General features: G+C 36.5%; 24 protein-coding genes. 17 read left to right on the top strand and 7 right to left on the bottom strand.

Features of this window, described 5'->3' with window-relative positions; translation table 11 throughout:
- The first annotated feature begins 46 nt into the window (after positions 1 to 46).
- Positions 47 to 1,405 (top strand): lytic polysaccharide monooxygenase, encoded by a 1,359-nt coding sequence (locus ABH966_RS10480; protein WP_370078116.1) that lies wholly within the window; start codon positions 47 to 49, stop codon positions 1,403 to 1,405.
- Positions 1,406 to 1,494: 89 nt separating this feature from the next.
- Here ABH966_RS10480 and ABH966_RS10475 read toward each other — a convergent pair whose 3' ends face one another.
- On the bottom strand, positions 1,495 to 2,364 hold the full coding sequence (locus ABH966_RS10475; protein WP_370078115.1) for a ferritin-like domain-containing protein: 870 nt from the start codon (positions 2,362 to 2,364) through the stop codon (positions 1,495 to 1,497).
- A gap of 716 nt (positions 2,365 to 3,080) precedes the next feature.
- Here ABH966_RS10475 and ABH966_RS10470 point away from each other — a divergent pair.
- Positions 3,081 to 3,548, top strand: coding sequence for a DUF6097 family protein (locus ABH966_RS10470; protein ID WP_370078113.1), 468 nt, complete (start codon positions 3,081 to 3,083; stop codon positions 3,546 to 3,548).
- A 230-nt stretch (positions 3,549 to 3,778) separates the two neighbouring features.
- On the opposite strand, the gene ABH966_RS10465 is transcribed toward ABH966_RS10470, so the two are convergent.
- On the bottom strand, positions 3,779 to 4,129 hold the full coding sequence (locus tag ABH966_RS10465; RefSeq protein ID WP_370078111.1) for a DUF3592 domain-containing protein: 351 nt from the start codon (positions 4,127 to 4,129) through the stop codon (positions 3,779 to 3,781).
- A gap of 695 nt (positions 4,130 to 4,824) precedes the next feature.
- Here ABH966_RS10465 and ABH966_RS10460 point away from each other — a divergent pair.
- The 3 genes from ABH966_RS10460 (at position 4,825) to ABH966_RS10450 (ending at position 6,639) form a co-directional block, all read left to right on the top strand.
- Entirely contained in the window at positions 4,825 to 5,262 is a 438-nt protein-coding gene (locus tag ABH966_RS10460) for an Rrf2 family transcriptional regulator (RefSeq protein ID WP_370078276.1), read from the top strand.
- A gap of 93 nt (positions 5,263 to 5,355) precedes the next feature.
- Entirely contained in the window at positions 5,356 to 5,958 is a 603-nt protein-coding gene (locus tag ABH966_RS10455; protein ID WP_370078109.1) for a DsbA family oxidoreductase, read from the top strand.
- Positions 5,959 to 6,036: 78 nt separating this feature from the next.
- On the top strand, positions 6,037 to 6,639 hold the full coding sequence (locus ABH966_RS10450; RefSeq protein WP_370078107.1) for a nitroreductase family protein: 603 nt from the start codon (positions 6,037 to 6,039) through the stop codon (positions 6,637 to 6,639).
- A 61-nt stretch (positions 6,640 to 6,700) separates the two neighbouring features.
- On the opposite strand, the gene ABH966_RS10445 is transcribed toward ABH966_RS10450, so the two are convergent.
- Positions 6,701 to 7,525 (bottom strand): GNAT family N-acetyltransferase, encoded by an 825-nt coding sequence (locus ABH966_RS10445; protein ID WP_370078105.1) that lies wholly within the window; start codon positions 7,523 to 7,525, stop codon positions 6,701 to 6,703.
- Positions 7,526 to 7,955: 430 nt separating this feature from the next.
- Here ABH966_RS10445 and ABH966_RS10440 point away from each other — a divergent pair, with 430 nt between their 5' ends.
- The 7 genes from ABH966_RS10440 (at position 7,956) to ABH966_RS10410 (ending at position 14,839) form a co-directional block, all read left to right on the top strand.
- The gene (locus ABH966_RS10440) at positions 7,956 to 8,813 is read left to right on the top strand and encodes a DUF72 domain-containing protein (protein ID WP_370078103.1); all 858 of its coding nucleotides are present in this window, start codon (positions 7,956 to 7,958) and stop codon (positions 8,811 to 8,813) included.
- Positions 8,813 to 9,634: a sulfite exporter TauE/SafE family protein gene (locus ABH966_RS10435; RefSeq protein ID WP_370078101.1), complete on the top strand. Its 822-nt coding sequence runs from the start codon at positions 8,813 to 8,815 to the stop codon at positions 9,632 to 9,634. Before ABH966_RS10440 ends, ABH966_RS10435 begins: the two co-directional genes overlap by 1 nt.
- Before the next feature lie 98 nt (positions 9,635 to 9,732).
- Complete coding sequence (locus tag ABH966_RS10430; protein ID WP_370078099.1) at positions 9,733 to 11,097, top strand: bifunctional metallophosphatase/5'-nucleotidase; 1,365 nt, start codon at positions 9,733 to 9,735, stop codon at positions 11,095 to 11,097.
- 41 nt (positions 11,098 to 11,138) lie between these two features.
- The gene (locus tag ABH966_RS10425) at positions 11,139 to 12,248 is read left to right on the top strand and encodes an HD-GYP domain-containing protein (protein WP_370078097.1); all 1,110 of its coding nucleotides are present in this window, start codon (positions 11,139 to 11,141) and stop codon (positions 12,246 to 12,248) included.
- Between the two features lie 64 nt (positions 12,249 to 12,312).
- Positions 12,313 to 13,080, top strand: coding sequence for a sporulation protein YunB (yunB, locus tag ABH966_RS10420; RefSeq protein WP_370078274.1), 768 nt, complete (start codon positions 12,313 to 12,315; stop codon positions 13,078 to 13,080).
- Positions 13,081 to 13,529: 449 nt separating this feature from the next.
- Positions 13,530 to 14,453, top strand: coding sequence for a lipoyl synthase (gene lipA, locus ABH966_RS10415; protein WP_370078095.1), 924 nt, complete (start codon positions 13,530 to 13,532; stop codon positions 14,451 to 14,453).
- Between the two features lie 32 nt (positions 14,454 to 14,485).
- Complete coding sequence (locus ABH966_RS10410) at positions 14,486 to 14,839, top strand: YutD family protein (protein WP_370078093.1); 354 nt, start codon at positions 14,486 to 14,488, stop codon at positions 14,837 to 14,839.
- Between the two features lie 98 nt (positions 14,840 to 14,937).
- Here ABH966_RS10410 and ABH966_RS10405 read toward each other — a convergent pair whose 3' ends face one another.
- Positions 14,938 to 15,147 carry a hypothetical protein gene (locus ABH966_RS10405; protein ID WP_370078091.1) on the bottom strand — a complete coding sequence of 70 codons (210 nt, stop codon included), beginning with the start codon at positions 15,145 to 15,147 and terminating at the stop codon, positions 14,938 to 14,940.
- Between the two features lie 122 nt (positions 15,148 to 15,269).
- Here ABH966_RS10405 and ABH966_RS10400 point away from each other — a divergent pair, with 122 nt between their 5' ends.
- Positions 15,270 to 15,797 carry a D-glycero-alpha-D-manno-heptose-1,7-bisphosphate 7-phosphatase gene (locus tag ABH966_RS10400; RefSeq protein WP_370078089.1) on the top strand — a complete coding sequence of 176 codons (528 nt, stop codon included), beginning with the start codon at positions 15,270 to 15,272 and terminating at the stop codon, positions 15,795 to 15,797.
- Positions 15,798 to 15,861: 64 nt separating this feature from the next.
- Positions 15,862 to 16,056, top strand: a complete 195-nt coding sequence (locus ABH966_RS10395; RefSeq protein ID WP_142510565.1) for a hypothetical protein — start codon at positions 15,862 to 15,864, stop codon at positions 16,054 to 16,056.
- A 167-nt stretch (positions 16,057 to 16,223) separates the two neighbouring features.
- Here the strand turns inward: ABH966_RS10395 and ABH966_RS10390 are convergent, their stop codons facing one another.
- Positions 16,224 to 16,490 carry a DUF3055 domain-containing protein gene (locus tag ABH966_RS10390; RefSeq protein WP_068985326.1) on the bottom strand — a complete coding sequence of 89 codons (267 nt, stop codon included), beginning with the start codon at positions 16,488 to 16,490 and terminating at the stop codon, positions 16,224 to 16,226.
- A gap of 88 nt (positions 16,491 to 16,578) precedes the next feature.
- Between ABH966_RS10390 and ABH966_RS10385 the strand changes: the two genes are divergently transcribed.
- Both ABH966_RS10385 and ABH966_RS10380 read left to right on the top strand, forming a co-directional pair.
- Positions 16,579 to 17,031 carry a DUF86 domain-containing protein gene (locus tag ABH966_RS10385; RefSeq protein WP_370078087.1) on the top strand — a complete coding sequence of 151 codons (453 nt, stop codon included), beginning with the start codon at positions 16,579 to 16,581 and terminating at the stop codon, positions 17,029 to 17,031.
- On the top strand, positions 17,028 to 17,783 hold the full coding sequence (locus ABH966_RS10380; protein ID WP_370078085.1) for a TIGR01457 family HAD-type hydrolase: 756 nt from the start codon (positions 17,028 to 17,030) through the stop codon (positions 17,781 to 17,783). Before ABH966_RS10385 ends, ABH966_RS10380 begins: the two co-directional genes overlap by 4 nt.
- Positions 17,784 to 17,901: 118 nt before the next feature.
- On the opposite strand, the gene ABH966_RS10375 is transcribed toward ABH966_RS10380, so the two are convergent.
- A complete protein-coding gene (locus ABH966_RS10375) occupies positions 17,902 to 18,138 on the bottom strand; it encodes a YuzB family protein (RefSeq protein ID WP_285398312.1) in 237 nt (78 codons plus the stop codon).
- 342 nt (positions 18,139 to 18,480) lie between these two features.
- Between ABH966_RS10375 and ABH966_RS10370 the strand changes: the two genes are divergently transcribed.
- The gene (locus ABH966_RS10370) at positions 18,481 to 19,545 is read left to right on the top strand and encodes an NAD(P)/FAD-dependent oxidoreductase (RefSeq protein WP_370078083.1); all 1,065 of its coding nucleotides are present in this window, start codon (positions 18,481 to 18,483) and stop codon (positions 19,543 to 19,545) included.
- Positions 19,546 to 19,604: 59 nt separating this feature from the next.
- Here ABH966_RS10370 and ABH966_RS10365 read toward each other — a convergent pair whose 3' ends face one another.
- Positions 19,605 to 19,940 (bottom strand): YuzD family protein, encoded by a 336-nt coding sequence (locus ABH966_RS10365; protein WP_370078081.1) that lies wholly within the window; start codon positions 19,938 to 19,940, stop codon positions 19,605 to 19,607.
- Positions 19,941 to 20,000: the final 60 nt, after the last annotated feature.

The following is a 20,000-nucleotide window of genomic DNA, read 5'->3' as shown; positions in this document are numbered from 1 at the left end:
TATCATACGAGTAGAAATACATTTTCAAAGATAGGAGATTACTTATATGAACACTAAATTTACAAAATTAAGTAAAAGTAAAAAGGGACTAAGTGCGGCAATATTAGCAGCCGGAATCATGGGGATTGCAATGGCGCCAAATGCATCTGCACATGGGTTTGTAGAAAAACCAGCTAGCCGTGCTGCTTTATGTAGCCAAAGTTATGGCGCGCTTAACTTGAGTTGTGGAAGGGTTATGTATGAGCCACAGAGCTTAGAGGCCAAAAAAGGATTTCCACAAGGTGGACCAGTTGATGGTAAAATTGCATCTGCAGGAGGTCAGTTTGATGGCATTCTCGATCAACAATCTGTAAATCGCTGGTTTAAGAATACGATTACAGGGGGACCGAATACCTTTACATGGAAGTACACTGCATCACATTTAACAAGCAAATGGCACTATTATATTACGAAAAAGGGATGGGATCCTAATAAGCCATTAACTCGAGCTGATCTTGAGCCAATTGGAACTGTTGAACATAACGGTACTGAAGCATCAACTAATTTAACTCATACAATTAACGTACCAACTGATCGTAGTGGCTACCACGTTATTTTAGCTGTTTGGGATGTAGCGAATACTGCAAATGCTTTCTATAATGTGATTGATGTTAATTTAGTGAATAATGTGGATGTAGATAAGGAAGCTCCAACTCAGCCAAATGGATTACAGGCAACGAAAGTTACTGCTAACAGTGTCGAGCTAAAATGGAATCCATCTACAGACAATGTGGGTGTAAAAGAATATCAAGTATTCCGTGATGGTAAAGCAATTGGAACGGTACCGGGAACAACATTCACAGACAAAAATTTAAAAGCGAATACAAAATATACATATACAATAAATGCAGTGGATGCGGCTGGAAATGTTTCTAAAGAAAGTGAGTCTATAGCTGTAGAGACAATGAATGCAGTTCCAGACACGGAAGCACCAACGCAACCAACTTCACTTCACACGATGGGAGTAACAGCCTCAAGTGTAGACTTAATGTGGGGGGCATCAGAGGATAATGTAGCAGTTGACCATTATGTTATATATCGAGGCACACAAGTAGGGCAAATGACTGTAGTTGGAACATCGAAAACTACTTCCTTTATGGACATGAATCTACAATCAAATACAACATATAACTATGCAGTCACTGCCGTTGATACAGCTGGAAATGAGTCTAATAAAAGTTCCATTTTCACTGTGACTACAAAAGAGCAAGGGTCGTCTTATGAGCAATGGAGTCCAATTAAGGCATACACAAAAGGTGATAAAGTAGAGCACCAAGGTAAAATATATGAAGCTGTTCAAAGCTATCAAGGATATGGAGATCCAAATTGGATATTCGCATTGTCTTTATGGAAAGAAATTAAATAATTTTGCGTGGACTCTTGTGGAAAAGCAAGAGTACAGAGCGTTTAGATTGAAGGAGACGAACTTTAAAATTCGTCTCCTTCTTTTGCTCTTTAAGGTAAGTACCTAATGTTGTTTTGGAGGTTCAAAGAGTCGTTATATAGTTGAGGAAAAACGGTTGGAAAATTATCAGTAGGAATATTAAATGCCATAAACGATTCATACATAGAAATATTGTCTTTTTCCTTACGACTCCTAGCCGTATATGCTATTTTATTGTTTTCTGAGTTTGTTACGAATAACTGCGATTCATCATTAGAAAACGGTACCCAATTATGTCCGAAAAAGGGTATTAAAGAATTTATATGCCCAAAAGTATTATTAATAAAGTTAAAGTTTCCTAGAAAATTATCAAAAATTGATTGAGTTAAGTTTTCACCCAATAATTGAGGGGATGTCAATGTAGGAGGATGTAATAGATCTGGATGACCGTAATTTTGAGTATGCTTATGTGTTATGTCCGGGCTTTTTGAAAAAAAATACAAAAACCATACTGCGTGATTTTGCTCGTCCGCTGCTGCACGTCGAAATCTTTCTTTAATCATCAGATCATTTGCTTTATCTGCTATATCTAAATAAGAATCAACAGTTTCTTGTTCATCTTTAAAAGCAAATTCGATTCCGGCCCTATAGTTGTCCGGGCATTCCTCAATTATTTGATAAGAAGGCTTTCTTCCTGTTAAATTCATATAAATTTTGCTAAATTCCTCGAGATGGCGTATTTCATCTTTTTGTATCTCAAGTATTCTATTCTTTTCATCCTCAGTAGGTGCCATCTTAGCTAACTTCTCATAACAAGCAACGGCACTATACTCAGCATTAATGGCCTTCTGAATATCATTTACAAGTTGAGCATCGTTTACCATAGGATAAGTACTATTATGCTGTGGAGCATAATGATAATAGTATTGATTTGGATACATCATTGTCCTCCTTTTGTTTAACTTCTTTCAGCGGGTGTCCAAACATCTGTACCTGTCGCTACGCTGACATCCGCTGAAAAAAAGGAACTCAGTCCAAGAACGCCCCGTCCTGTGGCAACGACTGAGTGACCAACATCGTGCTGTTGCCGCTGGCGCTTCACTTTCGCGCAAAAGCCATCTGCTGCTGCCGCTTCGCTTTCGCGCAAAAGCCATCTGCCGCTGCCGCTTCGCTTTCGCGCAGATAAAACCCTTTTGCTGCCGCTACGTTAGCGCTTCGCTTTCGCACAAAAAACATTTGCAGGCCTAAGAACAAAGCCGATTCCGGACGCAATTATGCCGAGGCGTAATTGATCCATCAACTTATCTTATGCATTGTGTATAGGTAATTGTGCAAAGTCATTTCTTGTGTTGCCTAGGTTGGATTCTTCTTTTCATCGAACAATGGAGCATCTTTTAAAAATGCGAGCACCGGTGATAAACGTTGCTTTTCACCACCTGATAGAACCATCTAACAGACGGATAGAAAATCATAAAGAAAGGGGGAGTCGCCGAAACGTTCGGGAAGCTTCATATTATGCCTCCACTCCAACATTTGATGTAGAATCATCTTTTTTCTCTGTTTTTTCGCTTAGATAAATATGACAAATCATAACCTGCAAATAGCAAAAATCCTTCATTTATGGTACTATATACTAAATATTTTAAGCGAGAAAGAAGTGGGGAATCTGAATTACGGAAAAACGATGCTTGATATTCATTCTAGCGCGGAAGAACTTAAACAGCTTCACAAAATAATTAGTGATTACAACTTACCTATTAGAAGTGAAGATACTTTTGAAAAACAAGCAGTGGGGGTTAGCGATTATTTAAATGAACCTACTTTTATCGAAGCTCGGAATAAAAAACGATCTTTAAACATTATGTCAGGTGTTATTGCATTACCAATCGTTGTCTTTATTGTTTATATGATTTTAGGAAAGTTAAAAATAATAGGTCGCGAGGATATCTTTAAAAATATACTTGATTGGTTCTTAGCGTATCCATGGGCATTTATTCTGTACGCTTTTATATTTGCTTCTATCGTAATTGCACATAAATTAATAGAAAAGAAAATGTATAATAAAATATATCCTAATTTAAAGTTGAAATTATTAGACCAATTAAATCAAAATATTGAAAAGTAGGTTTAACGGAGTTTCTTTCCGCTCATTTCTCTACAACAGTTCCTACCTTAGGAGCAATGAGATGGGCGTGTCAAGCGTAGCAATGTACTGACCTAGAAATTCTAAGATAAATAAAAACACCTTTCGTTGAAAAACTGGTATGACTCCTTATGAAATCAACGTGAAGGTGTTTTTCTATGGGACAAGAATGAATAATAAATTATCTCCCATTCATTTAACCCAGTAACCTTCTATATTTGATATTTGAGTTTAAACTGTTGAGGCTTCTTTTTATTATAAAGAATCGTCACCCATTGTCCTTCCTCAAAAAAAGCACGATTTTTCGTATATGTCCATACTTTGCTCGTGACAGTGATTGATTTATTTTGTAATGACGTAAATTGTACTGTCAACTTTACGCTACGCTTTGATTCTCCTTTTGCATATGTAATCTCATGACCAACTGTTCGGTGTGAAAAATCACTTTCGATAATCTGTGCGTTCGTTTCAATCCATTCATTTTTTTGATACTTCAGTGGTAATATCCATAGTGCGACAAAAATGATTAGAAAGAAGATAATTACCCCGATAAAAATGTACATTTGCATCCCCACTTTTTTCTTTTTTAAACAAAAGACTATAGGTAAACTCAAAATTTTTGAATATTGTTTTTTCTGTGAAAGGTGCCAGATCCAGTAATGCTTTGGGAACTTTACTTTTATAATACTATACACTTTTTACTTTGTTCACAATTAAATATAACTTGTGGAAATAATAGTTGAAGCTACAAAATCAGCTTTAATTGAGAAACTTAAAGGTCAAAAACTGGTTGCTATTCGTATGGAGGAGGCAACCTTATGTATATCCAAAAGAAGTATTCTTAAATCTGTATTATACGGAGAGCTTAGTTTAGAGGTTCCTAATGAAATTAGCAAGAAGCACTTTCTGTAGTGCAATTGGCAGATATGAATCTAGACTATTTATTTATACAATTCTCAGCAGATGAAAACTCAGATTCACCAAATACATTAGAACATTTCAAGAAGAATTCAATTGTTCAAAATATCAACCTTTAAAAGTAATTAAGTGTTTGTAACGTGGTAGACCCTCTTATGGAAGGAGGACTAGCATACAGTCGAATTTAGAAGGCATGTAGCAGTATCTTATAAAATAGCATGTTCAAGTATAGACCCAACAGTTTTTGGATCTATATTTTTTTCGCATGTTGTATTTTTTATAAAACAGTTGACTTATTTTTCAGTTGTAACTATAATGGTTACAGCTGGAGGTGATGAAGATTAAAATTAGCAGTCGTTTTACAATCGCTGTTCATATTTTATCAATCATCAAACAAAATCCATCGACCATTTGCACATCGGAATTTATGGCGGAAAGCGTGAATACAAATCCGGTAGTAATTAGGAAAATATTGTCCTATCTTAAAAAGGCAGGTATAGTGCAAGTGCGCCGGGGAACAGGTGGAGCTTTTTTAGTAAAAGATCTGGATACTATCACTTTGCTAGAGGTTTTTCGTTCAGTAGAGGTTGTGGAAGAAGATAAATTATTTCATCTACATGAAAATCCAAATCCTGATTGTCCTATTGGTGCAAATATACAGGCTGTGTTAGAACTAATTTTAGTGCAAGCACAAGAAGCAATGGAGCAAGTATTAGCCAACATTACTATGGAACAAGTGATTACATCTTTAATCCATGAAATTCAACAATCACAATAAATGCATTCTTTTCTTTTCACGGAATGCATATTTATTTGACTTAGTTGTAACTAAAATGGTTACAACTAAAAGAGAAAGGGAGGTTTTTATTGGGTGACTCTTAAAATAAAAGCATATTCGGATTTTATTTGTCCTTTCTGTTTTTTAGGGAAAGGGCCGTTGGATGAAATTGCAAAAGAAAAGGATATAGAGATAGAGTGGATGCCGTTTGAATTAAGACCTAAGCCATATCCAAAAATTGATCCTTGGAAAGAGCCAGCTAAATTAGGTTCGTGGGATTCCTATATTCTCCCTACAGCCAAAAAGCTAGGGATTGATATGCGATTACCACGAGTATCTCCACATCCATATACGAATTTAGCTTTTGAAGGATATCAATTCGCTAAAGTATATGGAAAAGGAAATGAATTTCATCATAGAGTTTTCACAGCATTTTTCCAAGAAGAGCAAAATATTGAGGCTGTAGACGTGTTAACTCAATTAGCAAATGAGGTAGGTCTGCCAAAAGAAGAATTCAAAGAATCCTTGCTTTCAGGTAAATATCGTGAAGCTCATCAAGAAGCTTTAAAGCATGCTTATGAAGAAGCGAATATTACGGCTGTTCCTACACTAATTATTGGTGATGAAATGATCCAAGGATTAGCTAGTAAAGAAAGAATTGCGCAAGTCATTGATCAGCAATTAAAAAATAGGTAATAAAATTTAAACAGTAGCAAATGATGCTGCATGAAAAAGTCTATATATAAAATTGATTAAAATTTGGAGGAACTACAAATGTCAGTAACAACAACTAATTTAAAAGATGCAATTATTAATCGTCGTTCAATCCGTAAAGTGAAAAAGAACGCAGCGATTACAAAGGAAAAAATTGAAGAGCTATTAAAAGTCAGTGTCCATGCGCCATCTTCATTTAATATGCAAAGCGGACGTGTAGTAGTTTTAATGGATAATGAACACGAAAAGTTTTGGGATATTGTTAAAGAAACATTGCGTGCACGTGTTCCAGCAGAAAATTTTGCTGCAACAGAAGAGCGTTTACAAGGCTTTACAGATGGAGTAGGAACAATCTTATTCTTTGAAAATCAAGCAACAATCAAACAAATGCAAGAAAACGCACCTTCTTATAAAGAGCAATTCCCATTCTGGTCACATCAAGGAAATGCTATGCTACAGTACGCAACATGGATGTCTTTAACTACTGAAGGAATTGGTGCATCTATTCAGCACTATAATCCAATTATTGATGAAGAAGTTAAAGAAACTTGGAATATCCCTGCAGAATGGAGCCTAGTAGCTCAAATGCCATTTGGTGAACCAAATGAACAACCAGGAGACAAAACGTCATTACCTTTTGAAGATGTAGTGAAATTTTATTAATTAAATCCATATCTACAAATAAACCCTGTTAAGTGATTTACTTAGCGGGGTTTTAATATTTTTAGTTGAATGAAAATTCGTATCCTACATAGTTAAAAACATTAGTAAACCCTATATTTTCTGCTACAGCGATGGAAGGCTTGTTTGAATCCATACAATCCCAATATGGGGTCGAACCTTGTGCTAAACAATCTTTTACAACGTAGTGAGCTAACTTTTGGGCTAATTTATTTCCTTGGTGAGCTTCTAATGTTTCAATGTCAATACAGTGGACATTTTCAACTACAAAGCCTGAAAAACAAAGACTAATAATGTGATGTTTGTAAACGACACAATATCCAATTCCTTTATTCAAGAAACACTCAGGAGAAGACCAACACGAAAGAATTTTTGAATGTAAAAATTCGGGATTTTTAATTGCGTTATCGTTAAATAGAGCGTTATCTATTTTTAAAACAGTGCATCCTTCTTTAACATCGGGCTCATTATTTGCTATATAGTTATTTTTATGTAGCTTATAGACTCTTTGCTTCCAACTACCAAGTTCGCGATGTTTAAATATTTTTTCTATCGTTTCATTCCACTTTGGATGGTTACCAATACCTTCGAAGTAATGTAACCCCACTTTCTTCGCTTCAGGTACAATTACTCGATCTACAAAATCATTTATTTGATTATTAAATTGGTCATTTTCTTCATTCCCGATAAATAAAAATCCATCATTGTTGCCTAACCAAATAAGTGCTGTACGTGGTGTGTCGATATTATCCACAAATACTCGTCCAGGATTTACTCCCTCTACAACTGCTTGAACTTCTAATTGGCCTTGCTTATTCAACAGCTCTTTACACCTGTGAAATTCATTTTGCTGTAGTTCAGTAATCATTTATATCACTATCCTTTCATGTTCTATTTTCTATATTTTGACTCATCCTCAAAACGTAGGGTTGATTTCCGCTCCGGCTGGGCGCTTTGTTGCTGCCGCTTCGCTTTCGCACAGATAAAACATTTGCCGCTGCCGCTTCGCTTTCGCACAGAGCAGAGCTTCCTGGGGGCGTCCGATGAGCCGCTTCACTCGCGTTCCTCTATTGCTGATCCCAAAGGAGTCGCCCAGCCTCCACTCCAATCCGCTTATTTACAGGACATACGTTTTAAATAAATACTTCACTTAACTTTGGACTTTACTTTATCATATAGGTAAATGATGGTAAAAGCCATCTTGCTATACGTGTTTATTAGCTGTGTTTTTTTACGATACGTTCATATTTCATTAGAAAGTATATGCTATGATAAATGTACATAGAGGAGGGGGTCACATGATTATAGTTGGATTAACTGGTTGGGGTGATCATCCTTCGCTTTATAGTGAAGTGACTGCCTCAAAGGACAAATTATTCGATTATACAGGTCATTTTTTAACGGTCGAAGTTGATACTTCTTTTTATGCCATACCTTCTCAAGAGAATGTTCGAAAGTGGTGTGAGGATACACCCGAAAATTTTAGTTTTGTTGTGAAGGCCTATCAAGGAATGACAGGTCATTTACGTGGTGACATACCGTTTGAATCGAAGAATGACATGTTTAATGCCTTTATCGAATGTGCCAATGAATTTAAACGTCATGGGAAGCTAGCAATGGTACTAGCACAATTTCCACCGTGGTTTGATTGTCAGACTAAGAATGTACAATATTTATTGTATATTAGGCAACAGCTTAAAGGCTTTGACGTAGCTATTGAGTTTCGTAATCGAACATGGTATGCGGACAATGTCGTGCAGCAAACAATGGATTTTTTACGAGAGCATCAATTCATTCATACCATTTGTGATGAACCACAGGCTGGCGTGGGTTCTGTACCATTTCATCCTACGGTTACTGCAACTAAGGCACTTGTACGTATTCATGGACGTAACATTCATGGGTGGCGTAATACTGGTAATGCCGAAAACTGGCGGAAGGTTCGCTTTTTATATGACTATAATAGTGAAGAATTGCAACAGCTTGGACAGTATTTGAAACATCTTCAATCAGAAGTACAGGATCTGTATGTATTATTTAATAATAATTCAGGGCTTCATGCTGCGAAAAATGCAAAGGAATTACAAGGGATTTTAGCGATTAGAGATGTAGGGTTAGCGCCTAAACAATTAAATATGTTTGAAGGGGAACTATAATGGAATTTTTTGTTTTAGCTATTATTGCATTATTATCTGGGGTAATTGGCTCGTTGGTTGGACTTGGTGGAGGAATTATCTTAGTCCCAGCAACGTTATACGTTGGATTAAATCTAGGGATGATTCCAGATATCACTCCTCAAAAAGTAGTTGGTTTATCGGTTGTCATGATGATTTTCACTGGACTTGCCTCTACATTAAGTTATATGAAATCTAAAACAGTTGATTATAAGAGTGGTTGGATATTTTTTATAGGAAGTATTCCTGGAACGATTCTGGGCGCATGGGTAAATAAGGGGCTAGATGTACCATCATTTAATTTGTATTTTGGTATTTTACTAATCATTTTAGCGACGATATTACTTGTACGTGATCGATTGAAACCTGTAGAATGGTTTGTAAAAAACGGTATGCAACAGGAATTCGAAGATAAAGAAGGAAATACCTTTATATATGGGTATCCTATTTGGTTTGCTATTGCATTAACATTTGGCATTGGCTTTGCCTCTGGATTATTTGGTATCGGTGGAGGTTCGATGATCGTACCTGCCATGATTATTTTATTTTTATTCCCACCACACGTTGCAGTGGCAACATCGATGTTCATGGTATTTTTATCGTCGATTGTTAATTCAGCGAGTCATATTTATTTAGGACACGTTCCATGGCTCTATACGATTCCTGTTATTCCAGGAGCTTATATTGGAGCAAAACTAGGGGCAGCATTAAATAAAAGAATTAAATCAGATACGCTTGTAGTAGCGCTTCGAGTTATTTTATTATTATTAGGAATTCGTTCTATTATCGAAGGTTTAATGTAATATTGATTTTTGATGTCTATAGGTCCGAAAAGTAAAGATGACTTTGATAGAAAGTCTTCTACAGACATAGAAGCTATTTTAAAGAAGAGGTGGCTTAATTGCTGGAAAAAATTCATATTTTTCACACGAATGATTTGCACAGTCATTTTAAGTATTGGCCACGGATGCAAACCTATGTGGAAGAAATGCGTACGAAGCTTACAACCATGGGAGAAACATGTTATTTATTTGATGTCGGCGATCATTTAGATCGTTCAAATATTTATACGGAAGCAACAGTCGGTAAGGGCAATGTGAGGTTATTGAATGAAGCGGGCTACGACGTAGTAACAATTGGTAATAATGAAGGTATAACATTGTCCCATGAGGAGCTGTACCATTTGTATGATGAAGCAACTTTTGACGTAGTAGTTGCTAATGTGAATGCCTCTCAAGGATCAAATCCAACGTGGATGAAGCAGTATGTTGTATTAACAACAGCTTATGGCACAAAGGTTGCAGTCATTGCAGCAACGGCTATGTTTGAAATTTATTATAACGAATTAGACTGGGAGATAGATGAGGCACGAAGTACACTCATTCGCTTAGCACTTCAGCTTCGGGAAGAAGTAGATATAATTGTTTGTTTGTCACATTTAGGGATATCAGAGGATGAGCTTTTAGCTGAGGAATGCCCAGAAATAGATGTTATATTTGGCTCACATACACATCACGTTCTCCCTAATGGAAAGCTAATTAATGGCGTTTTATTAACAGGTGGAGGGAAATTTGGACAATATACTGGCCATCTTATGTTAGAATATAATACAAAATCTAGGAAAATTGTTGAAAAAAAGGATACGTTAATTCATAATAATGATTTGCCTGCAATTAAGAATGAACATGAAATTGTTCAATCTTTTGAAAAGGAAGGCAAACGATTACTTGATATTCCAGTATTCACTACGGAAAAATCGTACAACAAGGAATGGTTCCATTATTCACAATTATCCGATTTGTTCGCACGTGCGATTTTAGAGAAAAGTGGAGCAGATTGTGCGTTATTTAACGCGGGTATTTTTTTAGATGGTTTGCCTAAGGGAACAGTGACAGCACTAGATTTGCATAGAATTTTCCCACATCCTATAAATGTATGTACGATTGAATTATCAGTTGCTGAAATGAAAGAAATTTTTCAGCAATCTAAAAATGAAGAATGGCCTTATATTGAGCTAAAAGGATTAGGGTTTAGAGGCGTTATTTTTGGGAAGATGTTAACTTATGGCTTTTCAATGAATGAAGATCGGCAATTACTTATCAATGGGAAGCTAGCAGATAATGATCGAATTTATAAATTAGTAACACTAGATTTGTTTACGTTCGGTTATTTTTATCCAAGCTTTAAATATGCTAAGAAAAAATATATTCTACCAGAATTTTTACGAAACATTATGATAGATTATGGTCAAAGATTCTTTAAGTAATAGTAGATAAAATGCTTTTAGAATGGATTGGGGAAAAGGTCATGCGATTAATTTCAATCGATGTATTAAAAGAAGGAATGGTATTAGCAAGAACCATTTGGAATGAGGCGGGGCATCCTCTTTTAAAGAAAGATGTTGTCATTAATGAACGTATCATAAAAAGACTTCAACAATTAAATATGCATTATATATATATTGACGATAAAATTTCTGAGGGGATTGAGGTACAAGAAACAGTTCCAACTGTTATTCGAAACAAAGCAATTTCAACCATTAAAGATTCTTTCCAATCAATCGATGGTTTAAATCCAGTAAATGCCTCTTATGTGCTTGACCAACAATCAAAAGCAATTGTCTCAATTGTAGATGAGTTACTGTTGGCAGTTAGAGGTAATGATGAAATTTTAACAATACTAACAGATGCGTATTTATTTGATGAATATTTATATCAACATTCCTTTCAAGTCACACTTTATTCGATAGCGATTGCTAAAGAGCTTGGATACTCAGCTGAAGATTTACGATTAATTGGAATTGGTGCATTGTTACATGATATAGGGAAGCTTATGGTACCAAAAGATATTCTGACAAAGCCTGCTCGCCTATCATATGAGGAATTTGAAACGATGAAGCAGCATGCTCGATATGGTTTTGATTTGTTACGTAATTTACATTCCATCTCATTGATTGTTGCACATTGTGCCTTCCAACATCATGAACGGATTGATGGGAGTGGCTATCCACGGGGCTTAGTTGATTTTGAAATACATCCGTTTGCCAAAATTATTGGTGTAGCAGACGTCTTTGATGCGGTGACTACAAGTCGTGTATATCGTGAAAAAATGCTACCTTCTCAGGGCCTAGCCATTTTAGAAGCAGGTGCTGGAACTATATACGAAGCACGTATTGTGAATGCATTGAAAAGGTCTGTTGTCCATTATCCTAACGGCGTTATTTTAAAATTATCGGATGGGCGTCGAGGTATTGTATCAAGACAAAATACATTGAATCCAGCCTTACCGTGGATTCGTATTTTTGAGGAGCAAAATCAACTATTAGCAGCTACATATGAAATTAATTTAGTGGACGACTCAGCCGTAATAATAGAAAGCGTTGAAGTGGACTATGTTGTACCATTGAAAATCGAATAAAAATCTCCTCCTGTTCATACGTTAAGGAACAGGAGGAGATTTTTTGTTTTTCCCTCGAAAACGAATGAAATTACGATCATATAGTAATCACGGTACCTATAGAAAAAAGGGAAATCGGTTGAATCGATTAACCTTAGTAGTTGTGTTTGTTATTATCGGTGTTTTTTTATTTATTTATTATTTAAATGCGAAGCTTATGCCGACCTATTTAGATTATGCTGAAATACAAACGGCTAAGATTGCATCTTCGGTTGTGAGTAAAGCGATTGATTCTCGTACATCAAGTGTTATGGATGTTAATGATATTCTTGTAGAAGTATCCCCTGGCAACCATGCTGATTTGAAAGTTAATACAGAAACGATTAATCGAGTTCGGACAGAAACGGTCAATCAAGTAAAATTGTATTTAGAGCAGGCAGAGCAAGGGGAGTTGTCGCATTTGCCAAATGTTGATGATGTTGAATATGATTATAACAAGATTAATGAAGGGAATGGGGTAGTTTTTTATATGCCGTTGAGTCAGGCGGCTAATATCCCTTTAATCGGGAATTTAGGACCTAAAATTCCGATACGCTTTCATGTCATTGGCAATGTGCATAGTGAAGTTACTTCTTCAATAGAGGAATTTGGTATAAATAGTGCGTATATGACGGTAGGGATTCATATAGAAGTAAATGTGCAAATTATTGTCCCTTTTGCTAGTAAAACTACTACAGTTACTCAGGATATTCCGGTGGCAATGGGCTTAGTAAGGGGAGCAGTTCCAGATGTTTATTCAAATGGTAGTAAAGAGACACCTTCCATTCAAGTACCTGTCTCTCCTAAAAAGTAGAAATGTTTGCCTTCTTTCGGCGAATGTCTTTTGTACCGAAAGCGTAGCGACAGGTACAGGTTTTCAAACACCCGCTGAAATAGAGGAACTCAGTCTAAGAACGCCACGTCCTGTGGCAACGACTGAGTGATCAACGTCATGTTGTTGCCGCTGACGCTACGCTTTCGCGCAAAAACATCTGTCGCTGCCGCTACGCTTTAGCGCAGATAAAACCCTTTTGCTGACGCTTCGCTTTCACACAAACAAAAACACGTTGCTGTCGCTAGGTTAGCACTACGCTTTCGTGCAAAAAAGCATTTGCAGGCCTAAGCACAAAGCCGGTTCCGGACGCAATTTTGCCGAGGCAAAATTGATTATGATAGTTGTTGGAGTTCATTTATTATGTTACATTGACAACAGTAAAGATAGTAATATAAAAACTGCACATATTTGATAGGGGCGATATCCGTATGACATCTTGTAAACCTACAAGCAAAGGAAAAGAAGAATATTTAAGAAAACCAGATTGGTTAAAAATTAAATTAAACACAAATGATGAATATAAAGGGCTAAAGAAGCTCATGCGTGAAAAAAATCTGCATACAGTATGTGAGGAAGCACGCTGTCCTAATATTCATGAATGCTGGGGTGAACGACGTACAGCGACAATGATGATCCTTGGATCTGTTTGTACGCGTGCTTGCCGTTTCTGTGCTGTTAAAACAGGCTTACCAAATGAATTAGACCTAGCTGAGCCAGAACGAGTAGCAGATTCTGTAGCTATTATGAACTTGAAGCACGTTGTTATTACAATGGTAGCACGTGATGACTTAAAGGATGGCGGTGCGCAAGTATTAGCTGAAACAGTCCGTGCAATTCGTCGTAAAAGTCCGTTTACATCGATTGAAGTTTTACCGTCTGATTTAGGTGGTTTGCAAGAGAACCTTCAAATGTTAATGGATGCAAAGCCAGATATTTTGAATCATAATATTGAAACAGTGCGTCGCTTAACGCCAAGAGTACGTGCACGTGCAAAGTATGAGCGTTCATTAGATTTTCTTCGTCTGGCAAAAGAAATGCAGCCAGACATCCCTACAAAGTCATCATTAATGATCGGCTTAGGTGAAACACATGAAGAAATTTTAGAAGTTATGGACGATTTACGAGCAAACGACGTAGATATTATGACAATTGGTCAATACTTACAGCCAACGAAAAAGCATTTGCCTGTTAAAAAGTATTATTCTCCAATAGAGTTTGGTAAACTGCGTAAAATCGCAATGGAAAAAGGGTTTAAGCATTGTGAAGCAGGCCCACTTGTACGTAGTAGCTATCATGCTGATGAACAAGTTAACGAAGCAACAAAAGAACGTCAGCTACAAGCAGAACAGTAAAAACAAATGTTGAAATAGAAGGCGGTGTCACTTTGATCAATATTGAAGGATATGAATACGAGATTATTGAAGATTACAAAGAAGCTTTTCAAGAGGAAGTATTCAAGGAACGATACTCAGATATTTTAGCCAGATATGATTATATTGTGGGCGACTGGGGCTATAGTCAATTACGCTTAAAAGGCTTTTTTGACGATAAAAATCAGAAAGCCACTTTCGATACGAAGATTAGTACACTACAAGATTACTTATTTGAGTATTGTAATTTTGGCTGTGCATATTTCGTCTTGCGAAAATCCGGTAAATCTACTCAACAGCCAGAAGCTGTAGTAAATGAAGATCATGAAGTGACAAAGCTTGTTGAGAATGCACAAATAGCAGAATAAACTTTTAAAACCTGATGCAAATTTTGCATCAGGTTTTTACTTTGTAGTGATAGGTTTTTAAAATTTGGTAATAATAAAAGTGAATGCAAAAAATTGTTTTATTTTTGGCTTTTCACCAAAGTTGGGATGACACTGATAAAACATATTCCATTGATATAAGTTGATTGGAGTGGAGGCTGGGCGACTCCTTGGGGATCAGCAATAGAGGAACGAAGGCTAAAACCATCACGTCCTGTGATAACGCCTTCGTGACCAGCATCGTGCTGGCCCGAGACCCTGGAGCGAGCATCGCGAGTGAAGCGGCTCATCGGACGCCCCCAGGAAAGCGCCCAGCCGGAACGGAAATCAACCTCACGCTATGGAGATGAACCTGTATATTTGGCTATTATACTAACCTACTTATTTTATATTAAAGGTGTGTGTTGTTTAGATGAAAAAAGCTGTATTTTTGGACCGTGATGGGGTCATCAATGAAGTATTAACGGATCGCGTTAAATTTGTCAATAAACCTAAGGATCTCTATTTCTTGCCGCATGTTTCGAAAGCTATAAAAAAATTGAATAAATACTTCGACTATATTTTTGTAGTAACCAATCAAGGTGGCGTTGGATTGGGGTTTATGAAAGAAAAGCAGCTACAAAAAATACATGAGCATATGGTAAAAGAATTGAAGAAGGAAGGGGCCATTATTCACGAAGTCGTATATTGCCCCCATAAACCAAAGTCTGGCTGTGCCTGCCGTAAGCCCAATAGTAAATTAATCGTCGATCTTGGTGAAAAATATAATATAGACATGGCAAAATCCTATATGGTGGGAGATACAGATACAGATATTATAGCAGGCAAACGAGCAGGAACTAAGGGAGTATTTTTAGGTGAGAAAGATCCGCTGGCAGATGCGATTTTTCCAGATTTAATTAGTGCTGCTGATTGGATTATTAAAGATGCAACAGCCTAACGCTAGTATTGTTGAATTGGAAAGACAAAGCGTATAAATCATGTAAAAAAGGATAATTTATTTATTGGAGGTGATTAATTTGACTAAAGAAAATAAAAAATCGTTAGATCGAGAAGAATATGGTTTTGGCTTTGATATTAGTGTTGATGACTTAGGAGTAATTGGGCAAAATCAACAAGCCAAAAAACAAAACGACAATGAAAACAAAGACAAGCCTCGCAATAAGGATAATCCTGCTAAATTAAATAATGAAAAATAGGAGCACGATCCGTCGAGGCATCATTGATACTTAAGATATTTACAAAAAAATTCCGCCAACCTTCTGTTGCTCAGTGCGCAAAGTAGAACCCTATGTTCGCAGAAAAGCGGAATTTTTTTGTATTAAATTCTTAATGGCTATACAAAAAACACCCACTTTGAAGGGTGTTAATTTAATAATTCACGTAAATATTCCCGTAGCTCGACTGTATCTTCCTCTGTGCGATTGTATACGTGTTCAAGATAGCCAGGCTCTTCTACATCATCTGGACCAATTATAGCAAAGCGTCCAAATTGAATATCCATGACAAGCACTTTTCCAAAGAAACGGCCCGATTGCAAAATGGCTAAATCATAACGTAACTTATTCCCTGCAAAACTAACAAAGCGTGTTTTCGTATCTTCTACATCATCATATAAAAAAAAACGTTCCATCTTTTAATCTCCTTCCAGTCCTATAGATATGGTACTATAGAAGAGAAATGACTATCAACTTTTAAAGATTTGAATGGGGGCTTTCCTTGTGTATTTTGTAGATCGTAATAAAATCACAAAAAACTTACAGTACTTAGATGGACTATTAGCAATTTTAGAGTCAGAAGATAGCTGGCTAGAAAATGATATTAAGAAATTAGCAATCGAGCGAATTGGTCACAATGTGATGGAGTCAATGATGGATGTAGGAAATTTAATGATTGACGGTTTCATTATGCGTGATCCAGGAAGCTATGAGGATATTATTGATATTTTAATTGATGAAAAAGTCGTATCTATTGAAATGGAAGCACCATTAAAAGCAGTAGTTGGCTTACGTAAAATGCTTGTTCGTGAATTTATAGATGTAGATGTTCAGGAAGTTGTTAATGTGTTAACAACGACTTTACCAGCATTAAAGCAATTCTCTCCAGCTGTGAATAGTTATTTAACAAATGAACTCGGCCCTGTTTCAGCATTTTTACCAGAGGATCGTCAATGAAAACCTACAAGGCATATTGCTTTGATTTAGATGGTACAGTGTATCGTGGAAAGGATGGCATTCCTTCTGCGATTACTTTTATTCATCGGTTACAACAAACAGGAATCGAGCCATTTTACGTTACAAACAATTCTTCTAAGACAAGAGAGCAACTGCAGGAAGCTTTAAGCGCTATAGGTGTGAATGCACCGTTAGAGCATATTTACTCTAGTGCATTAGTTACAGCAAAATATGTAGCCTTGAATTTCCCTGGCAAAAAAGTAGCCATGTTAGGTTCTGATGGTATTCGTAAAGCGTTATTTAATGAAGGCATTGAACCTACTGAGGATGAGCCAGAGGTATTTGTTATGGGCATTGATCGAAATCTAGATTATATGGCACTCGCGAAGGCGACAGTTGCTGTGCAAAATGGTGCGACGTTTATAGCAACGAATCAAGATATTAAATTCCCGACAGAACATGGTTTTTTACCAGGTAATGGGTCCTTTGCCCGATTAGTAGGTGAGGTTGCAGACGTTGAGCCAATCTATATCGGTAAACCATCACCTGCAATGCTTGAAGTCATTGCAACAGAGCATGGCTTTAAGAAAGATGAAATGGTGATGATTGGCGATAATTACGACACAGATATTATGTGTGGAATTCGTTTTGGCTGTGACACAATCCATGTAAATACGGGTGTTACACCAACAAAGGCTGTACTTGAGAAGGAGCAGCAACCTACCTATGTGGTAGATGCTTTAATTGATTAGTTCAAACATAAAAAAAGGATGTTATGTCGATTTTTTTTGGCATAACATCCTTTTTATATGTTCAAATTTAGTATTAGTAAGTGTTTCATCATTTTATGAATGAGGTATTATGCCTTCATTACCATAACGGATTTTCTTCGATAAATTGATAAATGGCTTTCGTCAACTCTTCAGGAGAATCAGCCTCAACTAGTTCACCATTGACGATTGCATAAAATGATTCAGAACATTTTGTACAGTAACTAAGGCAGCCGTATTCCAAAACGTCGATGTTCGGATCACGCTCTAGTATTTCATAAGTTTTTTGAGAGCCATTTGCCAAATTACTTATACAAAATTCAACCATTGGATTCATACATGTCACCTCACCAAAGTAATGCTACTAGCTTTTAAAACATTCGTCAATGATTTGAGTTAATCATGAGATAAAAGCAGATACTAAGTGATAAAATTGTGCGCACGCCAATGATTTAAACTATCTTTACAAAAGTGAAGAGAAGAAAACAGTATTTAAGGAAAATTCGAACAATAGCGACAATATGATGTAGAAATCGTTCGAAAAAAGCAAGTTAGCATTTATTTTGTGAAATCTTTCACAAAATTGCATTCTGATATTGTGAAACTTCTCACAATCGGTTATACTCATTTGTGGATACTTTGTGAACAATTAATATAAGAGATATAAAAGGAGACTATTATGGGAAAATTAGTACTTTTAGGTGGCGGCTACGGCAATATGCGTCTTATGCTTCGATTATTACCAAACGTTCCATTAGACACAGAAATCGTGCTAGTAGACAGAGCGCCTTTCCATAGTTTAAAAACAGAATTTTACGCATTAGCAGCAGGGACTGCAACAGATAAAGAAATTCGTGTAAGCTTCCCGGAGCATGAACGTTTATCGGCTGTATACGGAGAAGTTGTTGAAATTAATCGTACGGAAAAAGTAGTCATTCTAGAAAATGGACAACGTATTGAATATGATGATTTAGTAATTGGTCTTGGCTGTGAGGATAAATATCATGGTGTACCAGGTGCAGAGGAGTACACATATAGCATTCAGACAATGGCGAAATCACGTTCAACATTCCAAGCACTTTGTGGTTTACCAGCAGGCTCTACAGTCGGAATTGTAGGAGCTGGCTTAAGTGGTATTGAGCTTGCAAGTGAGTTGCGTGAAAGTCGATCAGATTTAAAAATAAAGCTATTCGACCGTGGTCCTCGTATTTTGAAGGACTTTCCAGAAAAGTTAAGTAAATATGTAAAAGACTGGTTTGTAAAACATAATGTCGAAGTCATTGCCAATTCAAATATTACAAAAATTGATCAAGGTAAAATTTACAATCACGAAGAAGAAATTGCACTTGATTCTGTAGTTTGGACTGCTGGTGTACAGCCTGTCAAAATTGTTCGCGATTTAGAAGTTGAGAAAGATAGACAAGGGCGTCCGCTTGTAACACAGTATTTCAATCTTCTTGATGATGAGCATGTATATGTTGTAGGTGACTGTGCTGCTTCAGAACTACCTCCAACTGCGCAGTTAGCAGAGGAGCAAGCAGAACAAATCGTCAAAGTACTTCGCATGCGTTGGAAAGGCGAAAACTTACCTGAGAAAATGCCTGATATTAAATTAAAAGGGTTCATGGGAGCTCTTGGTAAAAAACAAGGCTTTGTTTATTTAGCAGATACAACAGTAACAGGACGTATTGCACGCTTGATGAAATCAGGGTTATTATGGTACTACAAACGTCAAAATGATTAATTTATTATAAAAAGGAATTGTTTCAAAATTTACTTTTGAGACAATTCCTTTTATTTCTTTTAAACGGTTTCGTCAGGAACGAAACCTAAATTTTCAAGTGCAGTAAATACAGGCTTTAATTGTACATAGCCTTCGCCCACTACTTCATCATTTATAAGGACAAGTGGATAAAAAAATTCATCTTCTTGAATGCGTGTAGCATAATCTTGATCGCGCTCATTCTCAATTGGTCCTTCAATATCGATATAGCGAATATCATATCCTTGGTTTGGGTATTTTCGATCTATGGCTGCTTGTAGCCACTCATATGTATCCTTCGAAGATGGCGCATTGACACAACTTGCGCAGATTACCGCTGTTCCGTAAATTTCAATCATTGGTTTCGTTTGATTCATTTCATTTCCACTCCTCGTGATTCTATATTGGATTTTTTCTGTTGCTAACATTATAATCAT

This window comes from Lysinibacillus sp. RC46 (genome assembly GCF_041262385.1).
In the GTDB taxonomy this organism is placed as follows: domain Bacteria; phylum Bacillota; class Bacilli; order Bacillales_A; family Planococcaceae; genus Lysinibacillus.
Note: the sequence above shows the minus strand (reverse complement) of the source record. Positions and strands in the feature narration are given on the sequence as shown.

Coding starts and splice junctions, on each gene's coding strand:
- lipA (WP_370078095.1), top strand. CDS start 13,530: ATGACATCTTGTAAACCTACAAGCAAAGGAAAAGAAGAATATTTAAGA.
- ABH966_RS10440 (WP_370078103.1), top strand. CDS start 7,956: ATGATTATAGTTGGATTAACTGGTTGGGGTGATCATCCTTCGCTTTAT.
- ABH966_RS10480 (WP_370078116.1), top strand. CDS start 47: ATGAACACTAAATTTACAAAATTAAGTAAAAGTAAAAAGGGACTAAGT.
- ABH966_RS10375 (WP_285398312.1), bottom strand. CDS start 18,138: ATGAATCCAATGGTTGAATTTTGTATAAGTAATTTGGCAAATGGCTCT.
- ABH966_RS10365 (WP_370078081.1), bottom strand. CDS start 19,940: ATGAATCAAACGAAACCAATGATTGAAATTTACGGAACAGCGGTAATC.
- ABH966_RS10390 (WP_068985326.1), bottom strand. CDS start 16,490: ATGGAACGTTTTTTTTTATATGATGATGTAGAAGATACGAAAACACGC.
- ABH966_RS10465 (WP_370078111.1), bottom strand. CDS start 4,129: ATGTACATTTTTATCGGGGTAATTATCTTCTTTCTAATCATTTTTGTC.
- ABH966_RS10445 (WP_370078105.1), bottom strand. CDS start 7,525: ATGATTACTGAACTACAGCAAAATGAATTTCACAGGTGTAAAGAGCTG.
- ABH966_RS10435 (WP_370078101.1), top strand. CDS start 8,813: ATGGAATTTTTTGTTTTAGCTATTATTGCATTATTATCTGGGGTAATT.
- ABH966_RS10405 (WP_370078091.1), bottom strand. CDS start 15,147: ATGAGCCGCTTCACTCGCGATGCTCGCTCCAGGGTCTCGGGCCAGCAC.
- ABH966_RS10475 (WP_370078115.1), bottom strand. CDS start 2,364: ATGTATCCAAATCAATACTATTATCATTATGCTCCACAGCATAATAGT.
- ABH966_RS10370 (WP_370078083.1), top strand. CDS start 18,481: ATGGGAAAATTAGTACTTTTAGGTGGCGGCTACGGCAATATGCGTCTT.
- ABH966_RS10400 (WP_370078089.1), top strand. CDS start 15,270: ATGAAAAAAGCTGTATTTTTGGACCGTGATGGGGTCATCAATGAAGTA.
- ABH966_RS10425 (WP_370078097.1), top strand. CDS start 11,139: ATGCGATTAATTTCAATCGATGTATTAAAAGAAGGAATGGTATTAGCA.
- yunB (WP_370078274.1), top strand. CDS start 12,313: ATGAAATTACGATCATATAGTAATCACGGTACCTATAGAAAAAAGGGA.
- ABH966_RS10450 (WP_370078107.1), top strand. CDS start 6,037: ATGTCAGTAACAACAACTAATTTAAAAGATGCAATTATTAATCGTCGT.
- ABH966_RS10380 (WP_370078085.1), top strand. CDS start 17,028: ATGAAAACCTACAAGGCATATTGCTTTGATTTAGATGGTACAGTGTAT.